This is a genomic window from Streptomyces sp. ISL-36 (genome assembly GCF_018614205.1).
GTDB lineage: Bacteria > Actinomycetota > Actinomycetes > Streptomycetales > Streptomycetaceae > Streptomyces.
Genome location: NZ_JAGGOS010000060.1, coordinates 33,744 through 56,435 on the forward strand (window position 1 = coordinate 33,744; position 22,692 = coordinate 56,435).

Here is a 22,692-nt window from a genome sequence, read left to right on the forward strand (position 1 = left end):
CTGCATGCCGCAGAAGAGTTCCGTCCGCCGGGACGGTCTGATGACCCAGCTGTACGACGAGTCCCGCCGCTACATGGCCTCGTACGCGCTGTTCAACCAGGCCGTCGCGGACCATCTGCGGCTGCACCCGACCGATGTCCAGTGCCTGAACCTGCTGTCGCTGGAGCCCGGCCCCGTCACCATCGGCCGGGTCGCCGAGCTCACGGGGCTGACCACCGGCTCGGCGACCCGGCTCGTCGACCGGCTGGAGCGGGCCGGCTACGTCACGCGCGAGCGGGACGCCGAGGACAGGCGGCGCGTGCTCGTGGCCGCCGTGCCGGAGCGCATGGCGGAACTGGGCGCGTTCTGGCGGCGGCTCAACGGGGCCTGGGGCGCGATGTTCGACGCCTACAGCGATGCCGAAGTCGCCCTGCTCATCGCCCATATGCGCCGGACCGTCGAGCTCAGTGCCCAGCAGATCGAGCGGCTGCGTACGGGCGAGATCGACTGATCCTGCGGGCGCGATGTGCCGGGCGGGATGCGCCGGGCGGGATGCGCCGGTCCGGAGGCGCCGGTCCGGACGCGCCGGGCAGTCGCTCAGCGGGCCGCCGCGCCGCCGAACTCGCGCAGTGCGTCGGTGACGATCGCCTCCAGGCGGGCGTGGTGCGCGCCCCGCCAGTACACCCGCTCGCACTGGGTACACCGCGCGAAGACGTCGTACGTCTTCTGCGTGCCGTGCTCCAGCCGCTCGCGCACCGAGTCCTTGTCGGCGTCGGTGAGCCGCCCGTTGCACGCGGTGCAGCGGGTCCAGGGGGCCAGGGCGGGGGCGAACCGCTCCAGTACGTCCCGGAGTTGGTCTTCGGGCCGGTCGCTGTACACATAGGCGCCGGCCCACAGCTCCCGGCGGCGCAGCAGCCCGCGATCCCGCGAGAGCATCACGCGCCGCTCCTTCGCGGAGAGCGCGGCCAGGGCGGCATCCCCGATGTCCTGGCTCTCGTACGCCGCGTCGACACCGAGCAGCCGCAACCGCCGTGCCAGCGTGCCCAGGTGGACGTCGAGGAGGAACCGGAGCGGGGCCCCGGGCACCGGCTGGGGGCGCTCGACCCCCTCCACCTCGACCGTCTCGCCCGCCGCGGGGATGTGAGAGGCCTCGACCGGACGCCCGTCCACCAGCAGTCGCCCGGCCTCGGTGAGCGGGACCCCGAGCGACTCCACGACATGGCCGAGGGTCGAGGCGCCGTCGGTCGTCACGGCGGTGCGCCCCGAGCGCCGGTCCGCCGGGACGAAGAGCCGCAGGCCGGGGGCGAAGCTGATGAGGATCTCCGGTCCGTTCACGGGGACAGGATGTCACCGGGGCCCGGCAGGCGGCCAGGTTATTCGGCCGCCGAGGATCCGGGGCTCAGGGGCGGAAGGCGTCGGCGTGGTCGGCGGCCCACTCGGCGAAGGTGCGGGCCGGCCGGCCGGTCACCTCCTCGACCGTCCGGGTCAGGGGCACCGGGCTGCCGTCGTGCGAGCCCCAATACGAGAGCAGGGCGTCGGCGAAGGGCTCCGGGAGGAAGGGGGCGACGGACTCCTTCCACTGCGCAGGCGTGACGGCAGCAGCGGTCGCCGGGCGGCCCGTCACCTCGGCGAGTATCGCCAGCTGCTCCGTGAAGTCGAGCGACTCCGGGCCGGTCAGCAGGGGAGCGGAGCCCCGCAGCCGGGGCTCGGTCAAGGCCGCGAACGCGACCTCGGCGATGTCCCTCTCGTGGATCGGATCGCCGTGCGACCCCGGGTACGGAAGCTCCACCGCGCGTGAGGACCTGATCGTCGACGCCCACTGCAGGGCATTGGCCGCGAAGGCGCCCGGCCGGAGAAGGGTCGCCTCGAAGGCTCCGTCGGCCGCCGCGGCCGCCAGCGCGCGCTCGACGGCCAGGTGGGAGGAGGCGATCGGGTTCTCGGCGGCGTCCGGGGCGAGCACGGAGCTGGAGGAGAGGAGCACGACGTGCTCGACGCCGGCGGCTCGGGCCTGCGCGACGAAGGCGTCGATGTGGGAGGCCTCGGCGTACAGGAAGACGGAGTCGACGCCGTCGAGAGCGACGGCGAAGTCCGCCGGATCGGCGAGATCGCAGCGGACGGCCTCGATGCCGTCGGGTGGGGAGAGATCCGCGGGGTTCTTGGAGGCGGCCCGGGCCTTGATGCCCGCGGTGTGGAGCAGTCCGAGGAGGGTCGAAGCGACGCGGCCACGGCTTCCGGTGACGAGAACGGTCATGGGAGAGGTCCTTCCTGGAGGAATCCCCGCACGGTCGACTGCGCGGAGAAGAATCTGTGTCACGCAGATAAATATCCCGGCGGGGCCCCGGCCCGTCAACCCGGATAAAACCCCGAGACCCCTCAGGGCCCGTCGCCGAGGGGGTACCGTCCCGCTATGAAGATCATCGACCTGGAGCCCGGCGACCGGCGCCTCGACACCGACCTGCTCCCCGTCCTGCGCGAGCTGCGCCCCCACCTCACGGCTCCGCTCTTCCACGAGGTCTACGGGAACGGGCACCCCCAGGGCCTGCGCTTCACCGCCGTCTACACGGACGACGGTGCCTGCGTGGGCGTCGCCGGCTGGCGGATCGTCGACAACACCAGCGCGATCCGCAAGCTCTACGTCGACGACCTGGTCACCGCGGCCACCGCCCGCTCCACCGGCGTCGGGAACCGGCTCCTGTCCCACCTCGAGGAGCGGGCGCGCGCCGCCGGCTGCCACGAACTGAACCTCGACTCCGGCACCCAGCGCACCGGAGCGCACCGCTTCTATCTGCGCGAACGCTTCGACATCGTGGCCTTCCATTTCGCCAAGCCGCTGGACCCCCAGGACGGCTAGAGAAGGCCGTCCTGGGCACGGTCCGGATCCAGGTCCAGGCGCCAGTCGTTGCAGCGCAGCGGATGGCCCGGCGGGTAGTCGACGACACGCTCGCCGAGCAGCTCGAAACCGGCCTTGCGGCACACCGCGTTCGAGGGGCCGTTGTCCGCCGACGGGAAGGCGTGCAGGAAGCGGTACATGTGCTCGGCCCGCGCCAGCTCCGCCACCGCCCGCGTGGCCGCCGTCGCGAGGCCCCGCCCCTGGAACCCCGGCAGCACCGTCCACCCCGTCTCGTACACCGGCTCCCCGTCCCAGGTCTGCCTCCAGAAGCCGACGGAGCCCGCCGGTATCTCCTCGGGGAGCGACACGATCCGGAACATCCGTCCGGCGCCCGTGCGGGCTGCGCTCAGATCCACATAGCGCCGGTGCCGCTTGGCGAGCGCCTCGTCGCTCTCCGGACCACCGAGGTGCACCATGAGCGCCGGTGCGTTCATGGCACGCAGCAGGTCGAAGTCGCCCTCGGACCAGGGCTCGAGCCGTACGGGAGCGGCGTGGGTGTCCATGTCCGCACTGTAGGTCAGGGGTCCGACACCCGGCGGGCGTACGCGGTCGGCGGGACCCCGACCGTCGCCGTGAAATCGCGGACGAGGTGGGCCTGATCGCTGTACCCGAGCTCGGCGGCGAGCCGGGCCCAGTCGAGGGAGCCAGGCGGCCGGGCGGACTCGGCGCGCTCCAGGGCCTCGTGGATGCGGTAGCGCAGGATGACCCATTTCGGGCCGACGCCGACGCAGTGCGAGAAGAGCCGCTGGAGCGACCGGCTGGACAGGCCCTGGGCGCGGGCCAGTTCGGACACCCGGCGGATCGAGCGGTCCGTCCGGACCTGCTCCACCAGGGCCATGGCCTGCTCGGCCTGCGGATCGGGCGCGGGTCCGTGAGCCAGCAGGTAGGCGTCGAGCGCCGCCACGCGCGCGTGGTCGGACTCCGGGTCGAGCACGGCGGCCGTCGCATCGTCAGCCGGCGCGCCGCGGGCGCCCGCCCCGGCACCCGCGAACACCTCGTCGAGCGGGACCCGCCGCCCCGTCCACCGCGACACCGGCCACGCGGGAGCGAACGGCCGGAAGCCACCGGGCCGGAACTGCACCCCGCAGACCCGGCCGACGCCCAGGAGTTTCTGCGTGAACAACTCGAGCCCGATCCCGGAGACCTCCGCCGAGGAGACCGACTCACCCGGCCCGCCGTCCGCGCCGCCCTCGTACCGCTGGAAGACGACGTTCACGGACGGATGGGGGACGACATGGCTCGCGTACGGCTCGGACAGCGTCCAGTCGATGAGCCAGTAGTGCTCCAGATACGGCCGCAGCTCCGGCGCCGGCTCATGACGGCGGAACCGGACGCGTGCGAGGAGCTCGGCGGCGTCCACGATGCCCCGGGTGTCACGGCGCGGGCCGAAAGCGGTCATGCGTCGCAGAGTAGATGTCGGGTATGGGGAGTGGCGTGTTTCTTCAAGACGGCACTGGGAAGGATCACTTAGCGTCACCCCATGACGAACCAGGCATATCCCCTCAGTGAGCTGCTCGGCACCGCCGCCGCCCAGGCCGCCCCCGTGGTGCGCGGCATCGCCGACGAGGACCTCGGCGCGCCCACGCCCTGCGCCGAGTACGACGTACGCGACCTGCTCAACCACCTCTTCCACGTGGTCGTGAACTTCCAGGCCCTCGCCGCCAAACAGCCGTCCGACTTCTCCGTAACCCCCGACTACCTGCGGGACGCCGACTGGCGCACCCGTTTCGAGACCGAGACCGGGAAGCTCGTCGAGGCGTGGGCGGCGCCCGGGGCCGAGGAGGGCACCACAGGCGCGATGAACATGCCGGCCAGGACCGTCGGATCGATGGCGCTGCTCGACCTGACCGTGCACATCTGGGACCTGGCCCGCGCCACCGGCCGGTCTTTCGAACCGGACCCGGCCGTCGTCGAGGGCCTGGCGGAGGAGGTGGACCGGATGGCACCGACGGCGCGGAAGATGTACGTCTTCGGCGAGGCGGTGGAGCTGCCGGAGGACGCGTCCCCCTTCGAGCGGCTGCTGGCGACGACCGGCCGGGACCCGCGCGCGTGGGCCTGAGGCCCCGCGTCCGGCGGATCGTACGACGCCGCGAGGGGCGGCGCCGGGCGACGCGAGCCCGGTAGGGGGCCGGACCGAGCCCCCGAGGCCCTCTTGTGCGGGCACGTGCAGCGATTCAAGGTGGCGGGGGAGAGGGAGATTTCCGGCCGGGAGGGAGCAGCCGCATGTCGGACACAGGGGCGTGGGGGTTCACCGACGACAGAGGCGTGGCGCTGACCGCCGCACGCACGCCCGAGCGGGTGGTGGCCTATGTACGGGCCGGGGCGGCCCTTCTGGACCTGGGGGTGACGCCCGTCGCGGTGTACGGCTCCGGGCACGACGGCGACGTGATCGATCCGGTCAAGGCGGGGGGACTGGAGGCGGCGGGCGTCCTGTACCTCGGGCCCGGACGGAGCCTGGACGAGCAGGTGCTGCGGGAGCTGCGGCCCGACCTGGTCGTCGACGTCACCTACGACGGCAAGAGTCCGTACGCGCTGGACGAGGCTGTCGCCGACCGGCTCGGGGTTCCGTCCGCCGCGCTCTGCGTCGGCAACGAGCTCATGTTGCCGACGATCATCGGGCGCTTCGGCGCGTTGGCGGCGGCGCTGAGGCCGACCTCGACGGTAGCCTCTCCCGGCCCCGGCTCCGGCCTGACGTCCGGCCCGGGTCCCGGTACCGGCTCCGCCACCGACTCCCTCGCCTCCGCCGAGGAGGCCCTGCGGGTCGCCGCCGGGCGGACGGACGTCGCCGTGCTGGCGCTCTCCGGCGCGGGGAGCGACCAGGTCCACCTGGCCCGTCCGCACGCCTGGCCCGAGCTGGCCCGGCTGCTCGAGCTCGGCGCCCGCCTCCTCGAACCCGGACAGGGCCCGGGCGCCAACTGGCTCACCGCCGACTGGGAGCACGCCGCCCGGCTCGCCCCCGACCTGGTGCTCTTCGACAGCCGGGCCAACGCCATGGCGCCCGACGCGTTCCCGCCCGTGGGGCACGCGCGCGTGGCGCCCTGGAACCCGGAGATCCCGCCGAGCCCGGCGGCGTACGCCCGTTTCTTCCACGCCGTCGCCGAAGCCCTCGACGCCTAGCCCCCTGCGCTCCCTGCCACCTGCCCCCTGCGCCCCCTGCGCACCGTGCGTCTCCCGGGCCGCCGGCCTTGCCGCCTTGCAGCCTCCCGCCTTCCGCCTCCCGCCTACACCAGTACCGACGCGTCCTCTCCCAGGCGGGCGCGGAGGGAGCCCGCGAACTCCTCGGCGCGGGCCAGTTGGGCGCGCAGTTCCGCGACGCGTGCGGTGGCGGCCCGTTCGTAGGCGCGGACCCGGGCGACGAGGGCGGACCGCTCGTCGGGCGAGAGCTCCTCATCCGTGCCGGGGCGGTCCGCTCCGAGGCGGTCCAGGGCGGTGAGCAGGTCACGTGTCTCGTCGAGCGTGAAGCCGAGGGGCCTCATCCGGCGGATCACCATCAGCCGGTCCACATCGGCGTCGGTGTAGAGCGGGAAGCCGCCCGGGGAGGACGCGGAGGGGACGACCAGGCCACTGTCCTCGTACTGGCGGATGGACCGCAGGGACAGCTCCGTCCGCGCCGCGACCTCGCCGATCTGCATGGGTTCGCCGACCATGCGCATTCTGCTCACGATGTGCGTCCTTCCTCGTGCGGAATCCCAGGGGCGCGGATACCGCCCGCTTCGTGCCGATTGTCCTAACTTCAGCACTTATGAGAGCGGGAAGTGCGGCGAAACGCCTGCAACGCGGAAGGTCGGCGGACGCTCAGGGCCAGACCAGGCAGTACGGCTGGTGCCCCGCCTCGTGGAGGCGGTGGGAGAAGTCCTGCCATTCGTGGAGCAGCTGGTAGACGTTGAAGGCGTCCCGGGGGCCGCCGCGGTCGGGGACCGTGGACCAGATGAAGGCCGCCGCGCCGACCGACTCCTCGCCGATGCCGCGCAGCGGGTCGACCACGGTCATGGGCAGCTTCACCACGGCGTAGTCGGGGTGAAGGACGACCAGCTCCAGCGGGGGCACCTTGTGCAGGGGCATGCCCTGGATGCCCGTGAGGACCATCGCGGCTATCGTCTCGGGCTTGATCTTGGTGAACATGCCGCCCATGCCGAGCTCGTCGCCGCCCAGCTCCTCCGGGCGCATCGAGATGGGGACGCGGGCCGCCGTGGCGCCGTCGGGTGCGCCGAAGTACTTGTACGTCACACCCAACCGGCCACTCCCGCCCCCCGTCATGGGTCCTGTCGGTTCAGACGTACCTGAGATGCCCGGCGTTCCTGAGGTCCCTGAAATTCCTGATGCGCCCGAGGCGCCCGGCGTTCCCGAAGATCCTGCCGGGCCGGTGGACTCTTCCGTACGCCGTCGCCGGTGCTTCCCCCGACGGGCAGGCTCCGGACCCAGGTCGTCCGTCCCCTCGCCCAGTCCGCCACCGCGATGCATATCTCCACCCGACTGCTTTTTAGGCAGCACGACCCCGCCGCGCAAGCCGATCATCGTGACAGTGACCTCCCCCACGCTCTCGCGGTGAAACACCTGTCCGCAAGAACGTCCGGCCCTCTGACACCATGGATTCCGTGAGCCATCCCTATGACGCCCCAGTTTCGCAGACGCGGAGGATCCACGCCCCGGCGTAATTTCACAGGGTGCCCACGCCGTCTCTCCGTACTCGCAGACTTACTCGCAGGTCAGGACCACAGTGCCGTATTCATACGAAGCCCCAGTCTCACAGACGCTTTTCGACCGCGCGTCCCTCGTGACGCCCGGCGGCGTGAACTCACCGGTGCGCGCCTTCCGGGCCGTGGGCGGTACGCCCCGGTTCATGGTGTCCGGTACCGGCCCGTACCTCACCGACGCGGACGGTCGCGAGTACGTCGACCTCGTCTGCTCGTGGGGGCCGATGATTCTCGGTCACTCCCACCCCGAGGTGATCGCCGCGGTGCAGGCCGCCGTCGCCCGTGGCACCTCCTTCGGCACGCCGGGGGAGGGCGAGGTCGCCCTCGCCGAGGAGATCGTCGCCCGGATCGCGCCGGTCGAGCAGGTCCGGCTGGTCTCCTCCGGCACGGAAGCCACGATGTCGGCGATCCGGCTCGCCCGCGGTTTCACCGGCCGCGCCAAGGTCGTGAAGTTCGCCGGCTGCTACCACGGGCACGTGGACGCGCTGCTCGCCGCGGCCGGCTCCGGTGTGGCCACCTTCGGGCTGCCCGACACGCCCGGCGTGACCGGTGCGCAGGCCGGGGACACCATCGTCCTGCCGTACAACGACCTGGAGGCGGTCCGGGCCGCGTTCGCCGCGCACCCGGGAGAGATCGCCTGTGTGATCACCGAGGCCTCGCCCGGCAACATGGGCGTCGTGCCGCCGGCGGAGGGGTTCAACGCCGGCCTGAAGCAGCTCTGCTCCGACAACGGCGCGCTGTACATCTCCGACGAGGTGATGACCGGTTTCCGTACCTCCCGCGCCGGCTGGTACGGCATCGACGGTGTCGCCCCCGACCTGATGACCTTCGGCAAGGTCATGGGCGGCGGCTTCCCGGCCGCGGCCTTCGGCGGCCGCGCCGACGTCATGGGGCACCTCGCCCCGGCCGGCCCGGTCTACCAGGCGGGCACCCTCTCCGGTAACCCGATCGCCACCGCCGCCGGCCTCGCGCAGCTGCGTCTGCTCGACGCGGCGGCGTACGAGAAGGTCGACGCGGTGTCGAAGGAGATCCAGGGGCTGGTCACCGGCGCGCTCACCAAGGAGGGCGTCGCGCACCGGCTGCAGACCGCGTCCAACATGTTCTCCGTCTTCTTCACGGCCGACGAGGTCCGGAACTACGACGACGCGAAGAAGCAGGAGGCCTTCCGCTTCAACGCCTTCTTCCACTCGATGCTGGCCGACGGGGTCTACCTGCCGCCGTCCGCCTTCGAGTCCTGGTTCGTCTCCACGGCCCACGACGAGCGGGCGATCGAGCGGATCGCCGCCGCCCTGCCCGCCGCCGCCCGCGCCGCAGCGGAGGCCACGGCATGACCGCCGCCAGCAGCAGTGACATCACCGTCGTCCACCTGGTACGGCACGGCGAGGTGCACAACCCCGACGGTGTCCTCTACGGCCGCCGCTCCGGTTACCACCTCTCCGAGCTGGGGCGGCAGATGGCCGACCGGGTCGCCGAGCACCTGGCCGGCCGGGACATCACGTACGTCGTGTCCTCGCCGCTGGAGCGCGCCCAGGAGACGGCTCAGCCGGTGGCCAAGAGCCACGGTCTCGACCTGGCCACGGACGAGCGGCTGATCGAGGCCGCCAACGTCTTCGAGGGCAAGACCTTCGGCGTCGGCGACGGGGCGCTGCGCAAGCCGGGCAACTGGAAGCACCTCACCAACCCCTTCAAGCCGTCCTGGGGCGAGCCGTACATCGAGCAGGTCGTGCGGATGATGGGCGCGCTGGACGCGGCGAAGGACGCGGCCCGCGGTCACGAGGCGGTCTGCGTCAGCCACCAGCTGCCGATCTGGATCGTGCGCAGCTTCGTCGAGAAGCGGAAGCTGTGGCACGACCCGCGGCGCCGGCAGTGCACGCTGGCCTCGCTGACCTCGTTCACGTACCAGGGCGACAGGATCGTGTCGGTCGGGTACAGCGAGCCGGCGCGGGATCTCGTACCGGCGCATCTGCTCGCGGGCGCGAAGCCGGTCAAGGGGCAGTCGAAGGCCTTCGGCGCCTAGCTAGGGTTCCCGGCCTGGGCCTGGGCCTGGGCGTGGGCGTCGGCGTCGGTGGTCCTCGGCCCGTTCGGGTCGGGCCCGTGGCGGTGAGTGATTCTCGGTCCGTTCGGGCCGGGTCGCGCGTACGTTCGTACGGCAGTGCAGTGGGAACACCGGCGGGGCGATCGGACGGCAGGAAGTCGTCCGGTCGCCCTGGAATTTTTGTGCTAATTCCCGGAACCTCCGCGTTCCGCCCGGCATCTCACTCATTGTCGGTTCGGATGGCCATTCGGTCATACGTCAGCGCGAATGGGGACGTCATGCGCGGGATCAGCGGAATCAGCCGCAGGGGGCTGCTCGGGGCGGGCGTTGGAGCGGCGGCGGCGATGGGGATCGCCGCATGCAGCCCCAACAATCAGGACAAAAACGGACGTTCCGGTGGTTCTGGTAAGGGGGGTGACGGTCCGGGGGGTCCGAGCACTCCCGCCCCGACCCAGGACGACATCAAGCTGATCGGCGACGGTTCCACCGCCGACACCGGAAGGCAGCCGCACCAGCCCGACGCCCCCGTCCCGCTCGAACCCGGCCAGACCCCGCCCCAGTTCGTGATCTTCTCCTGGGACGGCGCCGGCGAGGTCGGCAACGGACTCTTCCCGCGCTTCCTCGAACTCGCCAAGAACCACGACGCGGCGATGACCTTCTTCCTCTCCGGGATCTACCTCCTCCCCGAGTCGAAGAAGAGCCTCTACCGCCCCCCGAACAACCGCGTCGGGGCGTCCGACATCGGCTACCTCACCGACGACCACATCAAGGACACCCTCAAGAACGTCCGCCAGGCGTGGCTCGACGGGCACGAGATCGGCACCCACTTCAACGGCCACTTCTGCGGCGGCTCCGGCTCCGTCGGCAACTGGACCCCCGCCCAGTGGCAGAGCGAGATCGACCAGGCGGCGAAGTTCGTCACCGAGTGGAAGACGAACAGCGGCTGGACCGACCTCGACCCGCTGCCCTTCGACTACAGCAAGGAGCTCATCGGCGGCCGCACCCCCTGCCTCCTCGGCCAGGACAACCTCCTGCCCACGGCGAAGCGCCTCGGCTGGCGCTACGACGCCAGCTCGCCCGGCGGCCGCCAGATGTGGCCGGTCAAGCGCCAGGGGATCTGGGACCTGCCGCTGCAGGCCGTGCCGTTCCCCGGCCACTCCTTCGAGGTCCTCTCCATGGACTACAACATCCTCGCCAACCAGTCGAAGAACACGACCAAGGGCATGCCCTCGCGCTATCCCGGCTGGCGCAAGCAGGCCACCGAGGCCTATCTCGCCGGATTCACCCGCGCCTACGAGTCCAATCGCGCGCCCTTCTTCATCGGCAACCACTTCGAGCAGTGGAACGGCGGCATCTACATGGACGCCGTCGAGGACGCGCTCAAGGGCATGGCCGGCAAGAAGGACGTCCGGCTGGTCTCCTTCCGGCAGTTCGTGGACTGGCTGGACGTACAGGACCCGAAGATCCTCGCCAAGCTGCGTTCGCTCGAGGTCGGACAGTCTCCGACCGGTGGCTGGAACAAATTCCTCAAGCCCGCTTAAGCCCCCTTCACAAGTGGCTTTTACGGGCACATAGGGGGGTGCCCAAGATCCCCCAAACGCCCATGCGAAACTTTTCACATGAGCCTTAGCCGTGCCCCTCGACGCACCTTGCTCGCCGTCGGAACGCTGTCGGTCGCCCTCGCTCTGTCGGCCTGCGGCTCGGACACGAACGGCAAGTCCGGCGGCGGCGGGGACACCCACTTCGTCACGAACACGGGCGGTATCTCCACCGTCGCCAAGGGCGAGCGCACGGCGACCAACGAGATCGTGGGCAGGACGATCGAGGGCGAGCCGCTCGACATCGCCGACCTCAAGGGCAAGGTCGTCGTCCTCAACGTCTGGGGCTCCTGGTGCGGCCCCTGCCGCGCCGAGGCGCCGCACTTCGCCAAGGTCGCTGGCGAGCTCAAGTCGAAGGGCGTGGAATTCGTCGGGCTCAACACCCGCGACTTCAACAAGCAGCAGGCGATCACCTTCGAGGACGACTACGAGGTGCCCTACCCGAGCTTGTACGACCCCTCCGGGAAGCTGATCCTCAACGGATTCCCCAAGGGCACGCTGAATCCGCAGGCCATTCCGTCCACCGTCGTGCTCGACAAGGAGGGGAAGATCGCCGCCCGCTCCCTCATGGCACTCGACGAGAAGAAGCTGCGCTCGATGATCGAGCCGCTTCTCGCGGAGAAGTGACGTGAATCAGACGGTCTTCAGCGGGGCCCTCCTGCTGGCCCTGCCCATCGCCGTGCTCGGCGGCCTGGTCTCCTTCTTCTCCCCGTGCGTCCTGCCGCTCGTGCCCGGCTACCTGTCGTACGTGACCGGCGTCACCGGCACCGACCTGGCCGAGGCCAAGCGCGGCCGGATGGCCGCCGGCGCCTCCCTCTTCGTCCTCGGCTTCTCCGCCGTCTTCGTCTCCGGCGGCGCGCTCTTCGGCTACTTCGGGTGGACGCTCCAGGAGCACCGGGACGTGCTCAGCAAGGTCCTCGGAGTGCTCATGATCGTCATGGGCCTCTTCTTCATGGGCCTCATGCCCTGGTTCACCCAGCGCGAGTTCCGCATCCACAAGAAGCCCGTCGCCGGTCTGGTCGGCGCGCCGGTGCTCGGCGCGCTCTTCGGCATCGGCTGGGCCCCCTGTATCGGCCCGACCCTCGCCGCCGTCAACGCGCTCGCCACGGAGCAGGCCAGCGCCGGCCGCGGGGCGCTGCTGACCTTCGCGTACTGCGTCGGTCTCGGCCTGCCCTTCGTCCTCGCCGCGGTCGCCTTCCGCAAGGCGCTCGGCGCGTTCGGGTGGGTCAAGAAGCACTACGCGTGGGTCATGAGGATCGGCGGCGGCATGATGATCCTGACCGGGCTGCTCATGCTCACAGGCGCGTGGGACACCATGGTGTCCACGATGCAGGGCTGGTCCGACGGCTTCACGGTGGGGATCTGAGAGTTCCGATGAGCAAGACCGAAACCGAAACACACGATCTCGGCGAGGCCGGAGCTCAGCTCTCCACCGCCCCCAAGGAGGAGACCGCCGTCGGCGGTCCCACCCTCGGCGTCGTCGGCTGGATCCGCTGGTTCTGGCGGCAGCTGACCTCCATGCGGGTCGCGCTGATCCTGCTCTTCCTGCTCTCCCTCGGCGCGATTCCCGGCTCCCTCATCCCGCAGACCAGCGCGGACGAGCTGAAGGTGCAGACCTTCAAGAACGCCCACGAGACGCTCACGCCGATCTACGAGAAGCTCCAGCTGTTCGACGTCTACAGCTCGGTGTGGTTCTCCGCGATCTACATCCTGCTGTTCGTCTCCCTCATCGGCTGCATCGTCCCGCGCAGCTGGCAGTTCGTCGGCCAGCTCCGCGGACGGCCGCCGGGCGCCCCCGGCCGCCTGACCCGGCTGCCCGCGTACACGACCTGGCGTACCGCTGCCGAGCCCGAGCAGGTCCGTGAGGCCGCGCTCGCCCTGCTCAAGGGGCGCCGCTTCCGCGCGCACACCATCAAGGACGCCGTCGCCGCCGAGAAGGGCTATCTGCGCGAGGCCGGAAACCTCCTCTTCCACATCGCGCTGATCGTGATGCTGGTGGCGTTCGCCTGGGGCCAGCTCTTCAAGTCCGAGGGCGGCAAGCTGATCATCGAGGGCGACGGCTTCTCCAACACCCTCACCCAGTACGACGACTTCAAGTCCGGCTCGCTCTACAGCACCGACGACCTCGCGCCGTTCAGCTTCCAGCTGGACAGCTTCACCGGTACGTACGAGAAGAACGGCCCTCAGCGCGGCACCCCGCGCACCTTCGAGGCGGCCGTCACGTACGCCGAGGGGGGCGGCGCGGACAAGAAGGCGGTCATCCGCGTCAACGAGCCGCTGAAGGTCGGCGGCTCCAAGGTGTATCTGATCTCCCACGGGTACGCGCCCGTCGTCACCGTCAAGGACGGCCGCGGCAAGGTCGTCTTCCACGGCGCCGTCCCGCTGCTGCCGTTCGACAACAACATCACCTCGACCGGCGCGATCAAGGTGATGGACGGCTACCGCGACAAGAACGGCAAGAAGGAGCAGCTGGGCTTCCAGGCCTTCTTCGTGCCGACCTTCGCGGGCGCCGGCAAGGGCGACATGTTCTCTCAGTTCCCGGCGCTCGACTTCCCGGTCATCGCGCTCACCGGCTTCCACGGCGATCTGCGTGTGGACTCCGGCCTGCCGCAGAACGTGTACCAGCTGGACAAGTCCAAGATGACCCAGTTCAAGGACAAGGACGGCAACAAGCTCGCGCAGCGCATGCTGCCCGGCGAGACCATGACGCTCCCCGACGGTGCCGGCTCGATCACCTTCGAGAAGGACATCAAGGAATGGGCGAGCTTCCAGGTCTCCCAGCAGCCCGGAAACGGTCTCGCCCTCGCCGGTGCGATCGCGGCGATCGCCGGCCTGTCCGGCTCGCTGTTCATCCAGCGGCGCCGGGTCTGGGTCCGGGCCGTACGGGGTGAGGACGGCGTCACCGTCGTCGAGATGGCGGGCCTCGGCCGCAGCGAGTCGGCCAGGCTCCCCGAGGAGCTGGCCGACCTCGCGGTCAGGCTCCACGCACAGGCGCCGACCGCGCCGGAACCCGCAGAAGACGACCCCGCGGACACCCCCGCGGGCGACACCGCGGACACCCCCGCGGACGACCCTGCCGCCACCCCCGCGGGCCACCTCGCGGACAACCCCGCGGGCCACCCCGCGAACGACCCTGCGGACAACCCCGCGGACGACACCACAGACCTCGCAGAAGACCCCGCAGACGACCCTGCCGAAGCTGAAGCCGAAGGGGCTGAGAAGTGAATCTCGCCGCCGTGAGTCTCGCTGCCGAGACCAACGAGAGCCTGGCGCGGATGAGCGATGTGCTCATCTACTCCTCGATGGCCGTCTACACGCTGGCCTTCTTCGCCCATATCGCCGAGTGGGTGCTCGGCAGCCGCAGCAAGGTCGGCCGCACGGCCGCCGCGCTGACGGCGACGGACACGACGGCCGCCGCTCCCGCCGTCACCGTGCAGGTGAAGCAGGCGGGTGGCGCCGCCGTCCTCGACAGGCCCAAGGTCGTCACCCGGTCCGCCGCCGGTACCCGTGACGTCCCCGACGGCCCCGGCGCGGCCGGCGGCACGGTCCAGGGCGATCTGTACGGCCGTATCGCCGTCTCGCTCACCGCGCTCGCGTTCCTCGTCGAGGCGACGGGCGTGGTCTTCCGCGCCCTCGCGGTGCAGCGGGCCCCCTGGGGCAACATGTACGAGTTCTCCACCACCTTCTCCACCGTGGCGGTCGGCGCGTACCTCGGCTTCCTCGTCGCCAGGAAGAACGTCCGCTGGCTCGGCCTGCCGCTGGTGACGACCGTCCTGCTCGACCTCGGCATGGCGGTCACCTGGCTGAAGACCCCCAGCGACCAGCTCGTCCCGGCGCTCGACTCGTACTGGCTGTGGATCCACGTCTCCACCGCGATCTTCTGCGGCGCCGTCTTCTACCTCGGCGCGGTCGCCACCCTGCTCTACCTCTTCCGCGACTCCTACGAGAACAAGCTCGCGACCGGCGGGAACCCCGGCTCCTTCGCCCGGTCCGTGATGGAGCGGCTGCCGTCGGCGGCCTCCCTGGACAAGTTCTCGTACCGGGTCAACGCGGCGATCTTCCCGCTGTGGACGTTCACGATCATCGCGGGCGCGATCTGGGCCGGCGACGCGTGGGGCCGCTACTGGGGCTGGGACGCCAAGGAGGTCTGGTCCTTCATCACCTGGGTCGGTTACGCCGCGTACCTGCACGCGCGCGCCACGGCCGGCTGGAAGGGCCGCAAGGCCGCGTACATCGCGCTCATCGCCTTCGCCTGCTTCCTCTTCAACTACTACGGCGTCAACATCTTCGTGACCAGCAAGCACTCCTACGCCGGCGTCTGAGCTGGCACGCCATCTGCCCCGGGGCCACGCTGGAGGTATGAGCGAGATCCCCCGGGGCAGGTGTGAGACCCACGACGGAGACGCGCATCTGCTGAGGTTCGTGGTCGACCTGCCGCACGCGATGGTGCGGGTCTGGGCCGCCGTCGCCACGCCGGAGGGCCTGCCGCAGTGGCTCTGTGCCGCGGACCCGCTGGAGCCCCGGCTCGGCGGCCGGGTGACCTTGCGATGGCTGAACGGGGACACGGTGGTCTCCGGGCGGGTGACGGCCTGGGACCCGGAGTACGTGGCCGAGTACACCGTCGACCCGCCGCACGGCCGGATCCGCTTCCACCTGGAACCGGGCGGTGACGGCGCAGGTGCGGGCGGAGGTGCGGGCGGAGGTGCCAGGGGCGACGGGGGCGGGGACGGTTCGACCGTGCTGCGGTTCACCAACGAGATCCGTGGGACGGCGGACGTGAGGCTGGACATGCTGGCGGGGTGGCACGACCACTTCGAGCGGCTGGGTGAGGCGCTGGCGGGCCGGCCCACCGACTGGCGGTCCTGGACGCCCGAGCGGTGGCAGCACCTGAGGGACCTCTACGCGCGGGACGAGGCACCCTGGCCCAAGTGGGTGCCGTAGTCCCCCCGCCGGTCGGGGAGCCGTAGTCCGCCCGCCCGCCGGTGTGATTGCCGCAGTCACCCCCGCCGGTGTCATTGCCGCAGTCACCCCCGCCGGTGGCGGAGCCGGGTCACCCCCGCCGCGGCGGGAGGCAGTTCTCCGAGGGCGGCCTGCCCTCCGGCCAGGCGATCTGGACGAAGCGCTGCGTGCCGTCCAGGGACAGTTCCACGATCGGGACCGCCTTGTTGAACGGGTTGCCGAAGTTGTCCAGGCAGATCCAGCCGCTCGCGCCCTCGACCCGGAGCGAACCCTTCACCTGGGGCCACTGCGTGACCACGTCCGCCAGTTCCGGGTACTGACTGCCCTGCGGGGTCGCCTGGCGGATCGCGTGGACCGCCGTGGCCATCGCGTCGTACGCGACGATCGCCTGGCCGTCGGAGAGGGAGACCGGATCCTTCGAGGCTTTGGCGATGTCCGCGAGGAACGTCTCGTACGCCGCCGTCGAGCCGCCGGTCCCCGGGACGGGCCGGCCGGGGGTCGGCTTCCAGGCGTCGGGATGGGCGAGCGAGGCGTAGCGGACGGTCAGCTTCGCCTTCAGCGCCGCCCGGTTCAGCGTCCGGTCCGCCCCCAGGTACGAGCCCTCGTCGCCGGTCAGGACCGTGAAGGGGCGCTCGGCGCACCCGCGTGCGCCGAGCGCGTTGATGAACTGACGCAGCTGGGTGTGGCGGCCCGCGAAGAAGACGGTCTCGGCGCGGGTGTCGCAGATCAGGTGGGTGATCTGGCGGAAGGTGTTCGCGGTCGTGTCCTCCTCCGTCGGATCGGCGGGTGAGGTGAACAGCTGCGGTTCGTACGGCGCGCCCTTCAGGGAGGCGGCGAACGCGGACTTCAGGGTGTCCGTGTAGTGGTCGCCGGTCCGGGTGTCCTGGACCAGCAGCGCTTTCGACGCCTCCACCTTGCCGAAGTGGGCGAGCGCCTTGGCCTCGTCGCCGTTGGTGGGGGAGACGCGGGCGAGGCCGGGGTAGCGGTTGTTCCCCGCCCCGGGACCGTTGGCGATGTCGTCGGCGGTGATCGTGGTGCCGACGACGGCGATGCCCGCGCCGGTCAGGGCCGTCACCGCCTCCCGTATCTCGGTCGAGGAGGTGGCGACGCCGGAGACCGCCCGCAGCCGGTCCGGCCCGCCCGTCATCGCCCTCAGCCGGTCGACCGTGGTACGCCAGTGGGCGTTGCCCTTGCCGGTGTTGGCGAGGACGAGCCGGATCTTCGGAGTCTCGCTGTTCGACTCGTGGTTGGCCCGGTACTGCCGGGCGAAGGCGCCCTGGACCTCACGCAGGACCTTGACCCGCATGCCGATGTCCGTGGAGGTCAGCGGCAGGAGCAGGGCGACGGTCGCGTACTCGCCCGGCTTGAGCGCGCGGTTCTCGTCGCGGATGCGCCCGGCCACCTCGGTCAGCGTCGGGACGCCGAAGTCGTGCCCGTCGCCGTTGACGCCGATGCACTCGGTGCTGCCCTGGGGGCGCTCGACGCCCGGGGCGCAGGAACGGTCCTCCGGGGTGGTGGCGCGGTCCACGACGTACCCGATCAGGGTGCCGAGGACGGCCAGTGCCACCACCGACGTGAGGATCTTCTGGCGGGTGGTGAACCAGAGGCGGTAGCGCAGCCGGTTGGCCATGGTCCTCAGACTCCGTTCTCCGCGCCAGGCGGCAGCGAGAGCTCCCGCCAGGCGCGGATGTCCCTCGGCCAGTGGGTGGCCGCGTCCCACAGCTGACTGTTGCCCGTCAGATGACGGCCGGAGAGGTGGCGCAGCTCGTGCGTCAGTCTCTCGATCACGTCGCCGTCGGGCAGGGCGAGCGGATCGGTCAGCAGCCATATGGCGTGCAGCAACCGTCGTACGCACAGGCGCAGTTCGGCGGTGTCCGCGGTGTCCGCGGTGTCCGCGGAGTCGGCCCGCCCGGCGGACCCGGTGGAGCCGGTCGGCCCGGTCGGTCCGGTGGAGCCGGCGGACCTGGTGGACCCGGTCGGCCCGGCGGACCCGGTCGGCCCGGCGTCGAGGCCGGCCGGCAGCCCGGGGACCGGTCCCTGGCCGAGCGCGATCGCCCGGCGCGGGTCGGGCCCGCTCCGGTGCTGCTCCCGCGGGTAGGGCGCCGAGGCGATGAACCGCAGCCGCCCCAGCCAGCCCAGGATGTCCTCCTCGGGGAAGGTGAGCCGCAGATGGGTCACGGCCTCCTCGGTGCGGCCGAGCGCCAGTTCCTGGTGCAGCCGGTACGGGCCCGGTTCGGGTCCGTAGTGGCGGTGCAGGGTCTCGTGGACCGCCCGCCACGCCGCGTACGCGGGGTGGTCGGCGTCGTGGAAACGCAGCCGGTGCAGGAGCAGGGCCCGCAGCAGGGGGTCGGCGACGAAGTGCTCGGGGCCCTCGGGCCAGTCCTCTGCGCGCAGCACGTCCCGTACGCGCAGGGCGGTGTCCCCTTCCGGGTACTCGCCGCGCAGCCGGGTCCTGGCGAGCAGCCGGGCCGACTCCTCGTCGTGGGCGGCGGCGAGCACGGCGAACGGGCCGGGGCTCGGCACCGGCAGCAGCTCGCCCAGGAGGGTGGCGGCGACCGGCGCCGGCGGGGAGTCCTCGCGCAGCTCCACGGTGAGGTCGAGGAGCGCGCCCGGGGTGAGCGAGGCCTTCAGGCGCGCGGGCGCCTCTCCCGCCGCCCGGCCGAGCAGCATCACGCCGAGCGGCCGTCCGCCGGTCAGCCGGTGGACCGCGCGGGCCAGTTCGGCGGGGGTCCGGCCGGCCGGGTCGAAGCGGTCGAAGGCGGTCTGGGTCTGGGTGGGGGAGAGCGGGGTCAGTTCGACGGCGAGGATGCCGGAGGTGATGTCCGTGCCCCGGATGCAGGGGGCACGGTGGGCGGTCTCGGGCAGCCGGAGGCGGGTGGCGCGCCGCAGGCCCTCGTGGTCGGCGACCCGGGAGGTGGCGAGGACCACGACAAGGTCGCGACGGCCGTCGGCGCGGGCCCGCAGGATCGGTTCGACCAGGCGGCGGCCGAGCGGCTCGTGGGCGTTGTCGAGAAGCAGCACGGGCCGGCCGCGGCGGGTGCCGATCCGGGTCAGGCCGGTGTAGGCGCGGCCCAGGTCCTCGATGAGCGCGCCGACGAGGAAGTCCTCGGCCTCGCGCCGGCGCCGGCCCTCCTGCTCGAAGTCGATCGCGAGCTGCTGCAGACCGGCCTTGCCGCGTCCGCCCGCGTTGCGGTAACTCCCGTACCAGTTCTCGGCCTTCTGCCGGAAGCGGCCGAAGACCTCCTCCAGGACCGTCTCGACGGTCGCCTCCGCGAGGAGCCCGGCCATCGGGGCGGTGGCCTCGGCGAAGTTCGCGGCGAGCTTGGTGAGCACCTTGGTCACCCAGGTGGTGGCGGCGCCCTTGGCGGCGTCGACGGTGGCGAGGACCGGTCCGAGCCGCTGGAGATCGTGCCGGGCCCGCTCGTCGTCCTCCTGGGACCAGCCGATGGACGCGACCGCGACCAGGCCGAGGGCGAGCCGAGGGAACTGCACCGGCCTGGCCGCGTGGACCTTCGGCGCCAGCTGTACGGCGAGCTCGGCGAGCGCCCCCGTGAGGTCGTTCCAGCCGGGGCCGTGATCGGCGGGGCGCTCGATGTGCGCGCAGTCGAGCAGGGCGAGCGGGGTGGTCCCCTTGTAGGTGTCGCGGACCTTCTTGAGCAGGGCGGTCTTGCCCATGCCCCGGCCGCCGGTGAAGACGGTGATGGGCGGGTCGTCCCCGTGCTCGTACGCGACGCGCTCGAAGGTGACCGGTTTCAGGCCGGTCAGCCGGGCGGCGAGCCCGGTGTCGTGGAGGACCGCCTCCCGGCCGTACAGGTCTCTGTCCACCACGTCCCCCGCATTCCCACCAGACGTGCCCCGTCACATCTCAAGTGCAGCTTATCGACAGGCTGTTGGGAAGGCGTGCGGCTTTTCGACACCGGTGTGCGGGTGTTGTCATTCCGTGGCGATGGCGTCGAGCTGCGCGCGCAGGTAGGCGTGGGATTCGATGCCGTGGATCGTGGTCCCGGGGTCGCACTCGTAGAAGTACACCAGCGAGATCAGCTCCTCCGTGGGGGCGTCGGCCGGCGGCGGCAGCACCCGGTGGCGGCCGGAACGCCAGCGTCCACCGGTCCAACCGGCCATCAGGTCACCGATGTTGATCGTGAACGCCTCGGGATCGTACGGCGCGTCCTGCCAGCCGGCGGCCTCGGTGTGGACCTGCAGCCCGCCCTTTCCGGCCTGCCGGTCCAGGACGGTGACCGTGCCGAAGTCGGTGTGGGGGCCGATCCGGAACTGTCCCGGCTCGGGCTCCCCCGTCCGCTCCCGCCCCGGATACCAGTTGATGTTGAAGCCGAAAGTGGGGTGGCCGGTGTGGCGGGTGAAGAAGTCGGGCTCCTCGCCGAGTGCCGGTCCGAGGAGGTCCAGGATGCGGTCCGACAGCGCCCGCATCTGGCGCAGATACGTCTCCACCAGCGGCTTCAGCTCCGGTACCTCGGCGGGCCAGGTGTTCGGCAGGAACCACTCGGCGTCCACGGCCGGGTCGCCGGTCGGCTCGTCCGCCGCGAAGGAGAGCGATTCCTTCAGGTCCGGCGGGGTCGCCGTGCCCTCCGCGTACCCGTTGGCCTCCGCGCCGGGGCCGAGCCAGCCGCGTCCGCCGACCCTCACGGCGTACCGCTCCTTGACGGCGGCGGGGAGGTGGAAGAAGCGGCGGGCGGTCTCCCGGATCTCCGCACGCAGGGCGGGGTCGACGCCATGCCCGGTGACCAGCAGGAAGCCGGCCTCGCGCAGAGCGCGGTCGATGGCGCCGGTGACGGCCTCGTTCCCCGTGACCGCCCCGGGCCCCGCCCCGTGCCCCGTGCCGGCGCCGGTGCTCGCGTCGGCGAGGTGGATGGTCGGAATGCGGATGTCAGTCATCGCCGATGTCCTCGTTCCAGAGCGCCGGATGCCGGTCGATGAATCCCCGCATGAGTGCGACGCACGCCGGATCGTCCAGCACCAGGACCTCGACCCCGTGCTCCGCCAGCCAGTCGTGCCCGCCGTGGAAGGTCTCCGCCTCCCCGACGACCACCCGCGAGATCCCGAACTGCCGCACGAGCCCGGAGCAGTACCAGCAGGGCGAGAGCGTCGTCACCATCGTCGTCCCCCGGTACGAGCGCTGCCGGCCCGCCGCCCGGAAGGCGTCCGTCTCCGCGTGCGCCGAGGGGTCCCCGTCCTGCACCCGCCGGTTGTGCCCGCGCCCGAGGAGCGTGCCGTCGGCCCCGTACAGCGCGGCCCCGATCGGAATCCCACCTTCGTCGAGCCCCGCCCGGGCCTCGACGAGTGCGGTCGCGAGCCACTGCCGCGCCAGTTCCTGGTCCATGCCGGGATGCTTCCCCGGTGGACCCGGACCGTCACACCCGCTCGCTCCTTCACCGCGATCAGACTCGAGCGCAACTGGGGGAGACGCGCGCAGCAGCCTCTTCCTGCCGCTGGACGCTCGTGCGTGCCGCGGTCAACTCTCGTCCGTCGGCAGTGGATCGGCGACGAATGTCCCCTTGCCGTGAACAGTCAGGATCAGGCCTCGTTCGCGCAGGACTCGGGCTGCACGACGGACGGTCAGGTAGGCGACCCCGTACTCCTCGGCGAGGTCGCGCTCGGCGGGCAGGCGGGCGCCCGGGGCCAGCTCTCCGGCTGCGATGCGGGCGCCGATGTGGTCGGCCACCGCGACGTAGACCAGCTGGGGGCCCTGCGGGTCGAACTCGGGGATCTGGCTGCGGTCGGTCACCCAACCAACGTAAGCACCGAATACCTGTACGGACCATTAGTAAGCTATGCAGAGCTATACATGCCTCGTAAGGTTGGTAGCGCGAAAACCCCGGCGAGGTGGCAAGACCTCCCGGGGCATGGCCACCAACTACTCAAGGAGTTGATGACGTGCAGAACCCTATCGCGCGTGCACCCGGCCGGGCCCTGATCCTCGTCCTTCTCTGGCTGCTCATGCTGACCCTGCCGCCCACCGGCAGGCACCGGCCGCACCCGGTCACCCACCGCCGCTCGGCATCCCAGCCCTCCGTGTCACGCCACCGCACCCCGACCCGCCGGTCCCCGTACGCCCGGGAGCAGGCGACGCTCCTCGACGGCGCCCGATCGCCTCTGGAACGCCCCTACCTGGCGGCGACCCCGTCGCGGGCAGTGCAGCGCAGCCGTCGGCGGACGCTGTGGCCGACGACGCTCGGGGTGGACGTCGACCACCGGAACATCCACGCTTGGGGTGCCCGATGAGCCGGTGTGGGGCGCGGCGATCCGTGTTCGCGGTCCCGGAGGTGGTGCGGCCGGTGTGGGGCGGCTCGGTCTGCGTGCTCGCCGTGGGGCATGAGGGTCCGCACCGCGACCGTGAGGGTGACGCCTGGTGGGTGACGCCCGAGGTCGCCGACGCGGTGAGCGTGTCCCTGTTCACCCAAGCGCTGACGGCCTCGGCGCCCCAGCCGGAGTTCCGGTCGCCGCGCTGCGTCGTCGGCCGCCATGACCGCGGCCGGGACCACGTCCCTCGTGACAGCGGCGTACAAGGGGTCCGCCATC

The 22,692-nt window shown here is 71.4% G+C and carries 24 protein-coding genes; 13 read left to right on the forward strand and 11 right to left on the reverse strand.

Going from position 1 to position 22,692, the window contains the following annotated elements:
- Positions 1–4: 4 nt before the first annotated feature.
- Positions 5–490, forward strand: coding sequence for a MarR family winged helix-turn-helix transcriptional regulator (locus tag J7E93_RS16460; protein ID WP_215069999.1), 486 nt, complete (start codon positions 5–7; stop codon positions 488–490).
- Positions 491–576: 86 nt separating this feature from the next.
- Here J7E93_RS16460 and J7E93_RS16465 read toward each other — a convergent pair whose 3' ends face one another.
- Positions 577–1,314, reverse strand: a complete 738-nt coding sequence (locus tag J7E93_RS16465) for a Mut7-C ubiquitin/RNAse domain-containing protein (protein WP_215070001.1) — start codon at positions 1,312–1,314, stop codon at positions 577–579.
- A 64-nt stretch (positions 1,315–1,378) separates the two neighbouring features.
- Complete coding sequence (locus J7E93_RS16470; RefSeq protein ID WP_215070003.1) at positions 1,379–2,230, reverse strand: NAD(P)H-binding protein; 852 nt, start codon at positions 2,228–2,230, stop codon at positions 1,379–1,381.
- Between the two features lie 156 nt (positions 2,231–2,386).
- On the opposite strand from J7E93_RS16470, the gene J7E93_RS16475 reads away from it, so the two are divergent.
- On the forward strand, positions 2,387–2,830 hold the full coding sequence (locus tag J7E93_RS16475; RefSeq protein ID WP_215070004.1) for a GNAT family N-acetyltransferase: 444 nt from the start codon (positions 2,387–2,389) through the stop codon (positions 2,828–2,830).
- Here the strand turns inward: J7E93_RS16475 and J7E93_RS16480 are convergent.
- Together J7E93_RS16480 and J7E93_RS16485 are read right to left on the reverse strand one after the other, a co-directional pair.
- Positions 2,827–3,372, reverse strand: a complete 546-nt coding sequence (locus J7E93_RS16480; protein WP_215070006.1) for a GNAT family N-acetyltransferase — start codon at positions 3,370–3,372, stop codon at positions 2,827–2,829. The genes J7E93_RS16475 and J7E93_RS16480 overlap by 4 nt on opposite strands.
- A 14-nt stretch (positions 3,373–3,386) precedes the next feature.
- A complete protein-coding gene (locus J7E93_RS16485) occupies positions 3,387–4,268 on the reverse strand; it encodes a helix-turn-helix domain-containing protein (RefSeq protein ID WP_215070008.1) in 882 nt (293 codons plus the stop codon).
- A gap of 81 nt (positions 4,269–4,349) precedes the next feature.
- Between J7E93_RS16485 and J7E93_RS16490 the strand changes: the two genes are divergently transcribed.
- Both J7E93_RS16490 and J7E93_RS16495 read left to right on the forward strand, forming a co-directional pair.
- Positions 4,350–4,928, forward strand: a complete 579-nt coding sequence (locus J7E93_RS16490; protein WP_215070010.1) for a TIGR03086 family metal-binding protein — start codon at positions 4,350–4,352, stop codon at positions 4,926–4,928.
- A 164-nt stretch (positions 4,929–5,092) separates the two neighbouring features.
- Positions 5,093–5,986, forward strand: a complete 894-nt coding sequence (locus tag J7E93_RS16495; RefSeq protein WP_215070012.1) for an ABC transporter substrate-binding protein — start codon at positions 5,093–5,095, stop codon at positions 5,984–5,986.
- Between the two features lie 104 nt (positions 5,987–6,090).
- On the opposite strand, the gene J7E93_RS16500 is transcribed toward J7E93_RS16495, so the two are convergent.
- Together J7E93_RS16500 and J7E93_RS16505 are read right to left on the reverse strand one after the other, a co-directional pair.
- The gene (locus J7E93_RS16500; protein WP_215070112.1) at positions 6,091–6,516 is read right to left on the reverse strand and encodes a MerR family transcriptional regulator; all 426 of its coding nucleotides are present in this window, start codon (positions 6,514–6,516) and stop codon (positions 6,091–6,093) included.
- Positions 6,517–6,664: 148 nt separating this feature from the next.
- Complete coding sequence (locus J7E93_RS16505) at positions 6,665–7,330, reverse strand: hypothetical protein (protein WP_215070114.1); 666 nt, start codon at positions 7,328–7,330, stop codon at positions 6,665–6,667.
- Positions 7,331–7,586: 256 nt separating this feature from the next.
- On the opposite strand from J7E93_RS16505, the gene hemL reads away from it, so the two are divergent.
- From hemL to J7E93_RS16545, 8 genes are all read left to right on the forward strand, one after another.
- A complete protein-coding gene (hemL, locus tag J7E93_RS16510; protein ID WP_215070014.1) occupies positions 7,587–8,894 on the forward strand; it encodes a glutamate-1-semialdehyde 2,1-aminomutase in 1,308 nt (435 codons plus the stop codon).
- Positions 8,891–9,580 (forward strand): histidine phosphatase family protein, encoded by a 690-nt coding sequence (locus tag J7E93_RS16515; protein ID WP_215070016.1) that lies wholly within the window; start codon positions 8,891–8,893, stop codon positions 9,578–9,580. Before hemL ends, J7E93_RS16515 begins: the two co-directional genes overlap by 4 nt.
- Positions 9,581–9,885: 305 nt before the next feature.
- The gene (locus tag J7E93_RS16520; RefSeq protein WP_215070116.1) at positions 9,886–11,139 is read left to right on the forward strand and encodes a hypothetical protein; all 1,254 of its coding nucleotides are present in this window, start codon (positions 9,886–9,888) and stop codon (positions 11,137–11,139) included.
- A 78-nt stretch (positions 11,140–11,217) separates the two neighbouring features.
- A complete protein-coding gene (locus tag J7E93_RS16525; protein ID WP_215070018.1) occupies positions 11,218–11,823 on the forward strand; it encodes a TlpA disulfide reductase family protein in 606 nt (201 codons plus the stop codon).
- 1 nt (position 11,824) lies between these two features.
- A complete protein-coding gene (locus tag J7E93_RS16530) occupies positions 11,825–12,562 on the forward strand; it encodes a cytochrome c biogenesis CcdA family protein (protein WP_215070020.1) in 738 nt (245 codons plus the stop codon).
- 8 nt (positions 12,563–12,570) lie between these two features.
- Entirely contained in the window at positions 12,571–14,421 is a 1,851-nt protein-coding gene (locus tag J7E93_RS16535) for a cytochrome c biogenesis protein ResB (protein WP_215070022.1), read from the forward strand.
- A gap of 11 nt (positions 14,422–14,432) precedes the next feature.
- The gene (gene ccsB, locus J7E93_RS16540) at positions 14,433–15,518 is read left to right on the forward strand and encodes a c-type cytochrome biogenesis protein CcsB (RefSeq protein WP_215070023.1); all 1,086 of its coding nucleotides are present in this window, start codon (positions 14,433–14,435) and stop codon (positions 15,516–15,518) included.
- A gap of 37 nt (positions 15,519–15,555) precedes the next feature.
- Positions 15,556–16,137 (forward strand): SRPBCC domain-containing protein, encoded by a 582-nt coding sequence (locus tag J7E93_RS16545; RefSeq protein ID WP_215070032.1) that lies wholly within the window; start codon positions 15,556–15,558, stop codon positions 16,135–16,137.
- Between the two features lie 109 nt (positions 16,138–16,246).
- Here the strand turns inward: J7E93_RS16545 and J7E93_RS16550 are convergent, their stop codons facing one another.
- The 5 genes from J7E93_RS16550 to J7E93_RS16580 all read right to left on the reverse strand — a co-directional run bounded on the left by J7E93_RS16550 (position 16,247) and on the right by J7E93_RS16580 (position 21,898).
- A complete protein-coding gene (locus J7E93_RS16550; protein ID WP_215070034.1) occupies positions 16,247–17,785 on the reverse strand; it encodes a hypothetical protein in 1,539 nt (512 codons plus the stop codon).
- A gap of 5 nt (positions 17,786–17,790) precedes the next feature.
- Positions 17,791–19,980 carry a collagen-like protein gene (locus tag J7E93_RS16565; RefSeq protein ID WP_308368680.1) on the reverse strand — a complete coding sequence of 730 codons (2,190 nt, stop codon included), beginning with the start codon at positions 19,978–19,980 and terminating at the stop codon, positions 17,791–17,793.
- 108 nt (positions 19,981–20,088) lie between these two features.
- Positions 20,089–21,048 carry an isopenicillin N synthase family oxygenase gene (locus J7E93_RS16570; protein WP_215070036.1) on the reverse strand — a complete coding sequence of 320 codons (960 nt, stop codon included), beginning with the start codon at positions 21,046–21,048 and terminating at the stop codon, positions 20,089–20,091.
- Positions 21,041–21,493 (reverse strand): nucleoside deaminase, encoded by a 453-nt coding sequence (locus tag J7E93_RS16575; protein WP_215070037.1) that lies wholly within the window; start codon positions 21,491–21,493, stop codon positions 21,041–21,043. The genes J7E93_RS16570 and J7E93_RS16575 overlap by 8 nt, the downstream gene beginning before the upstream one ends.
- Before the next feature lie 132 nt (positions 21,494–21,625).
- Positions 21,626–21,898, reverse strand: a complete 273-nt coding sequence (locus tag J7E93_RS16580; RefSeq protein ID WP_215070039.1) for a winged helix-turn-helix domain-containing protein — start codon at positions 21,896–21,898, stop codon at positions 21,626–21,628.
- Between the two features lie 149 nt (positions 21,899–22,047).
- Here J7E93_RS16580 and J7E93_RS37105 point away from each other — a divergent pair, with 149 nt between their 5' ends.
- Entirely contained in the window at positions 22,048–22,395 is a 348-nt protein-coding gene (locus tag J7E93_RS37105; protein WP_251066632.1) for a hypothetical protein, read from the forward strand.
- Positions 22,396–22,692 lie beyond the last annotated feature (297 nt).

Excerpts from the sequence above, each read along its gene's own strand:
- J7E93_RS16545 (WP_215070032.1), top strand. The coding sequence starts at position 15,556 with ATGAGCGAGATCCCCCGGGGCAGGTGTGAGACCCACGACGGAGACGCG.
- J7E93_RS16515 (WP_215070016.1), top strand. The coding sequence starts at position 8,891 with ATGACCGCCGCCAGCAGCAGTGACATCACCGTCGTCCACCTGGTACGG.
- J7E93_RS16505 (WP_215070114.1), bottom strand. The coding sequence starts at position 7,330 with ATGCATCGCGGTGGCGGACTGGGCGAGGGGACGGACGACCTGGGTCCG.
- J7E93_RS16550 (WP_215070034.1), bottom strand. The coding sequence starts at position 17,785 with ATGGCCAACCGGCTGCGCTACCGCCTCTGGTTCACCACCCGCCAGAAG.
- J7E93_RS16570 (WP_215070036.1), bottom strand. The coding sequence starts at position 21,048 with ATGACTGACATCCGCATTCCGACCATCCACCTCGCCGACGCGAGCACC.
- J7E93_RS16470 (WP_215070003.1), bottom strand. The coding sequence starts at position 2,230 with ATGACCGTTCTCGTCACCGGAAGCCGTGGCCGCGTCGCTTCGACCCTC.
- J7E93_RS16490 (WP_215070010.1), top strand. The coding sequence starts at position 4,350 with ATGACGAACCAGGCATATCCCCTCAGTGAGCTGCTCGGCACCGCCGCC.
- J7E93_RS16525 (WP_215070018.1), top strand. The coding sequence starts at position 11,218 with ATGAGCCTTAGCCGTGCCCCTCGACGCACCTTGCTCGCCGTCGGAACG.
- J7E93_RS16495 (WP_215070012.1), top strand. The coding sequence starts at position 5,093 with ATGTCGGACACAGGGGCGTGGGGGTTCACCGACGACAGAGGCGTGGCG.
- J7E93_RS16535 (WP_215070022.1), top strand. The coding sequence starts at position 12,571 with ATGAGCAAGACCGAAACCGAAACACACGATCTCGGCGAGGCCGGAGCT.
- J7E93_RS16500 (WP_215070112.1), bottom strand. The coding sequence starts at position 6,516 with ATGGTCGGCGAACCCATGCAGATCGGCGAGGTCGCGGCGCGGACGGAG.
- J7E93_RS16460 (WP_215069999.1), top strand. The coding sequence starts at position 5 with ATGCCGCAGAAGAGTTCCGTCCGCCGGGACGGTCTGATGACCCAGCTG.
- J7E93_RS16475 (WP_215070004.1), top strand. The coding sequence starts at position 2,387 with ATGAAGATCATCGACCTGGAGCCCGGCGACCGGCGCCTCGACACCGAC.
- J7E93_RS16480 (WP_215070006.1), bottom strand. The coding sequence starts at position 3,372 with ATGGACACCCACGCCGCTCCCGTACGGCTCGAGCCCTGGTCCGAGGGC.
- J7E93_RS16575 (WP_215070037.1), bottom strand. The coding sequence starts at position 21,493 with ATGGACCAGGAACTGGCGCGGCAGTGGCTCGCGACCGCACTCGTCGAG.
- J7E93_RS16485 (WP_215070008.1), bottom strand. The coding sequence starts at position 4,268 with ATGACCGCTTTCGGCCCGCGCCGTGACACCCGGGGCATCGTGGACGCC.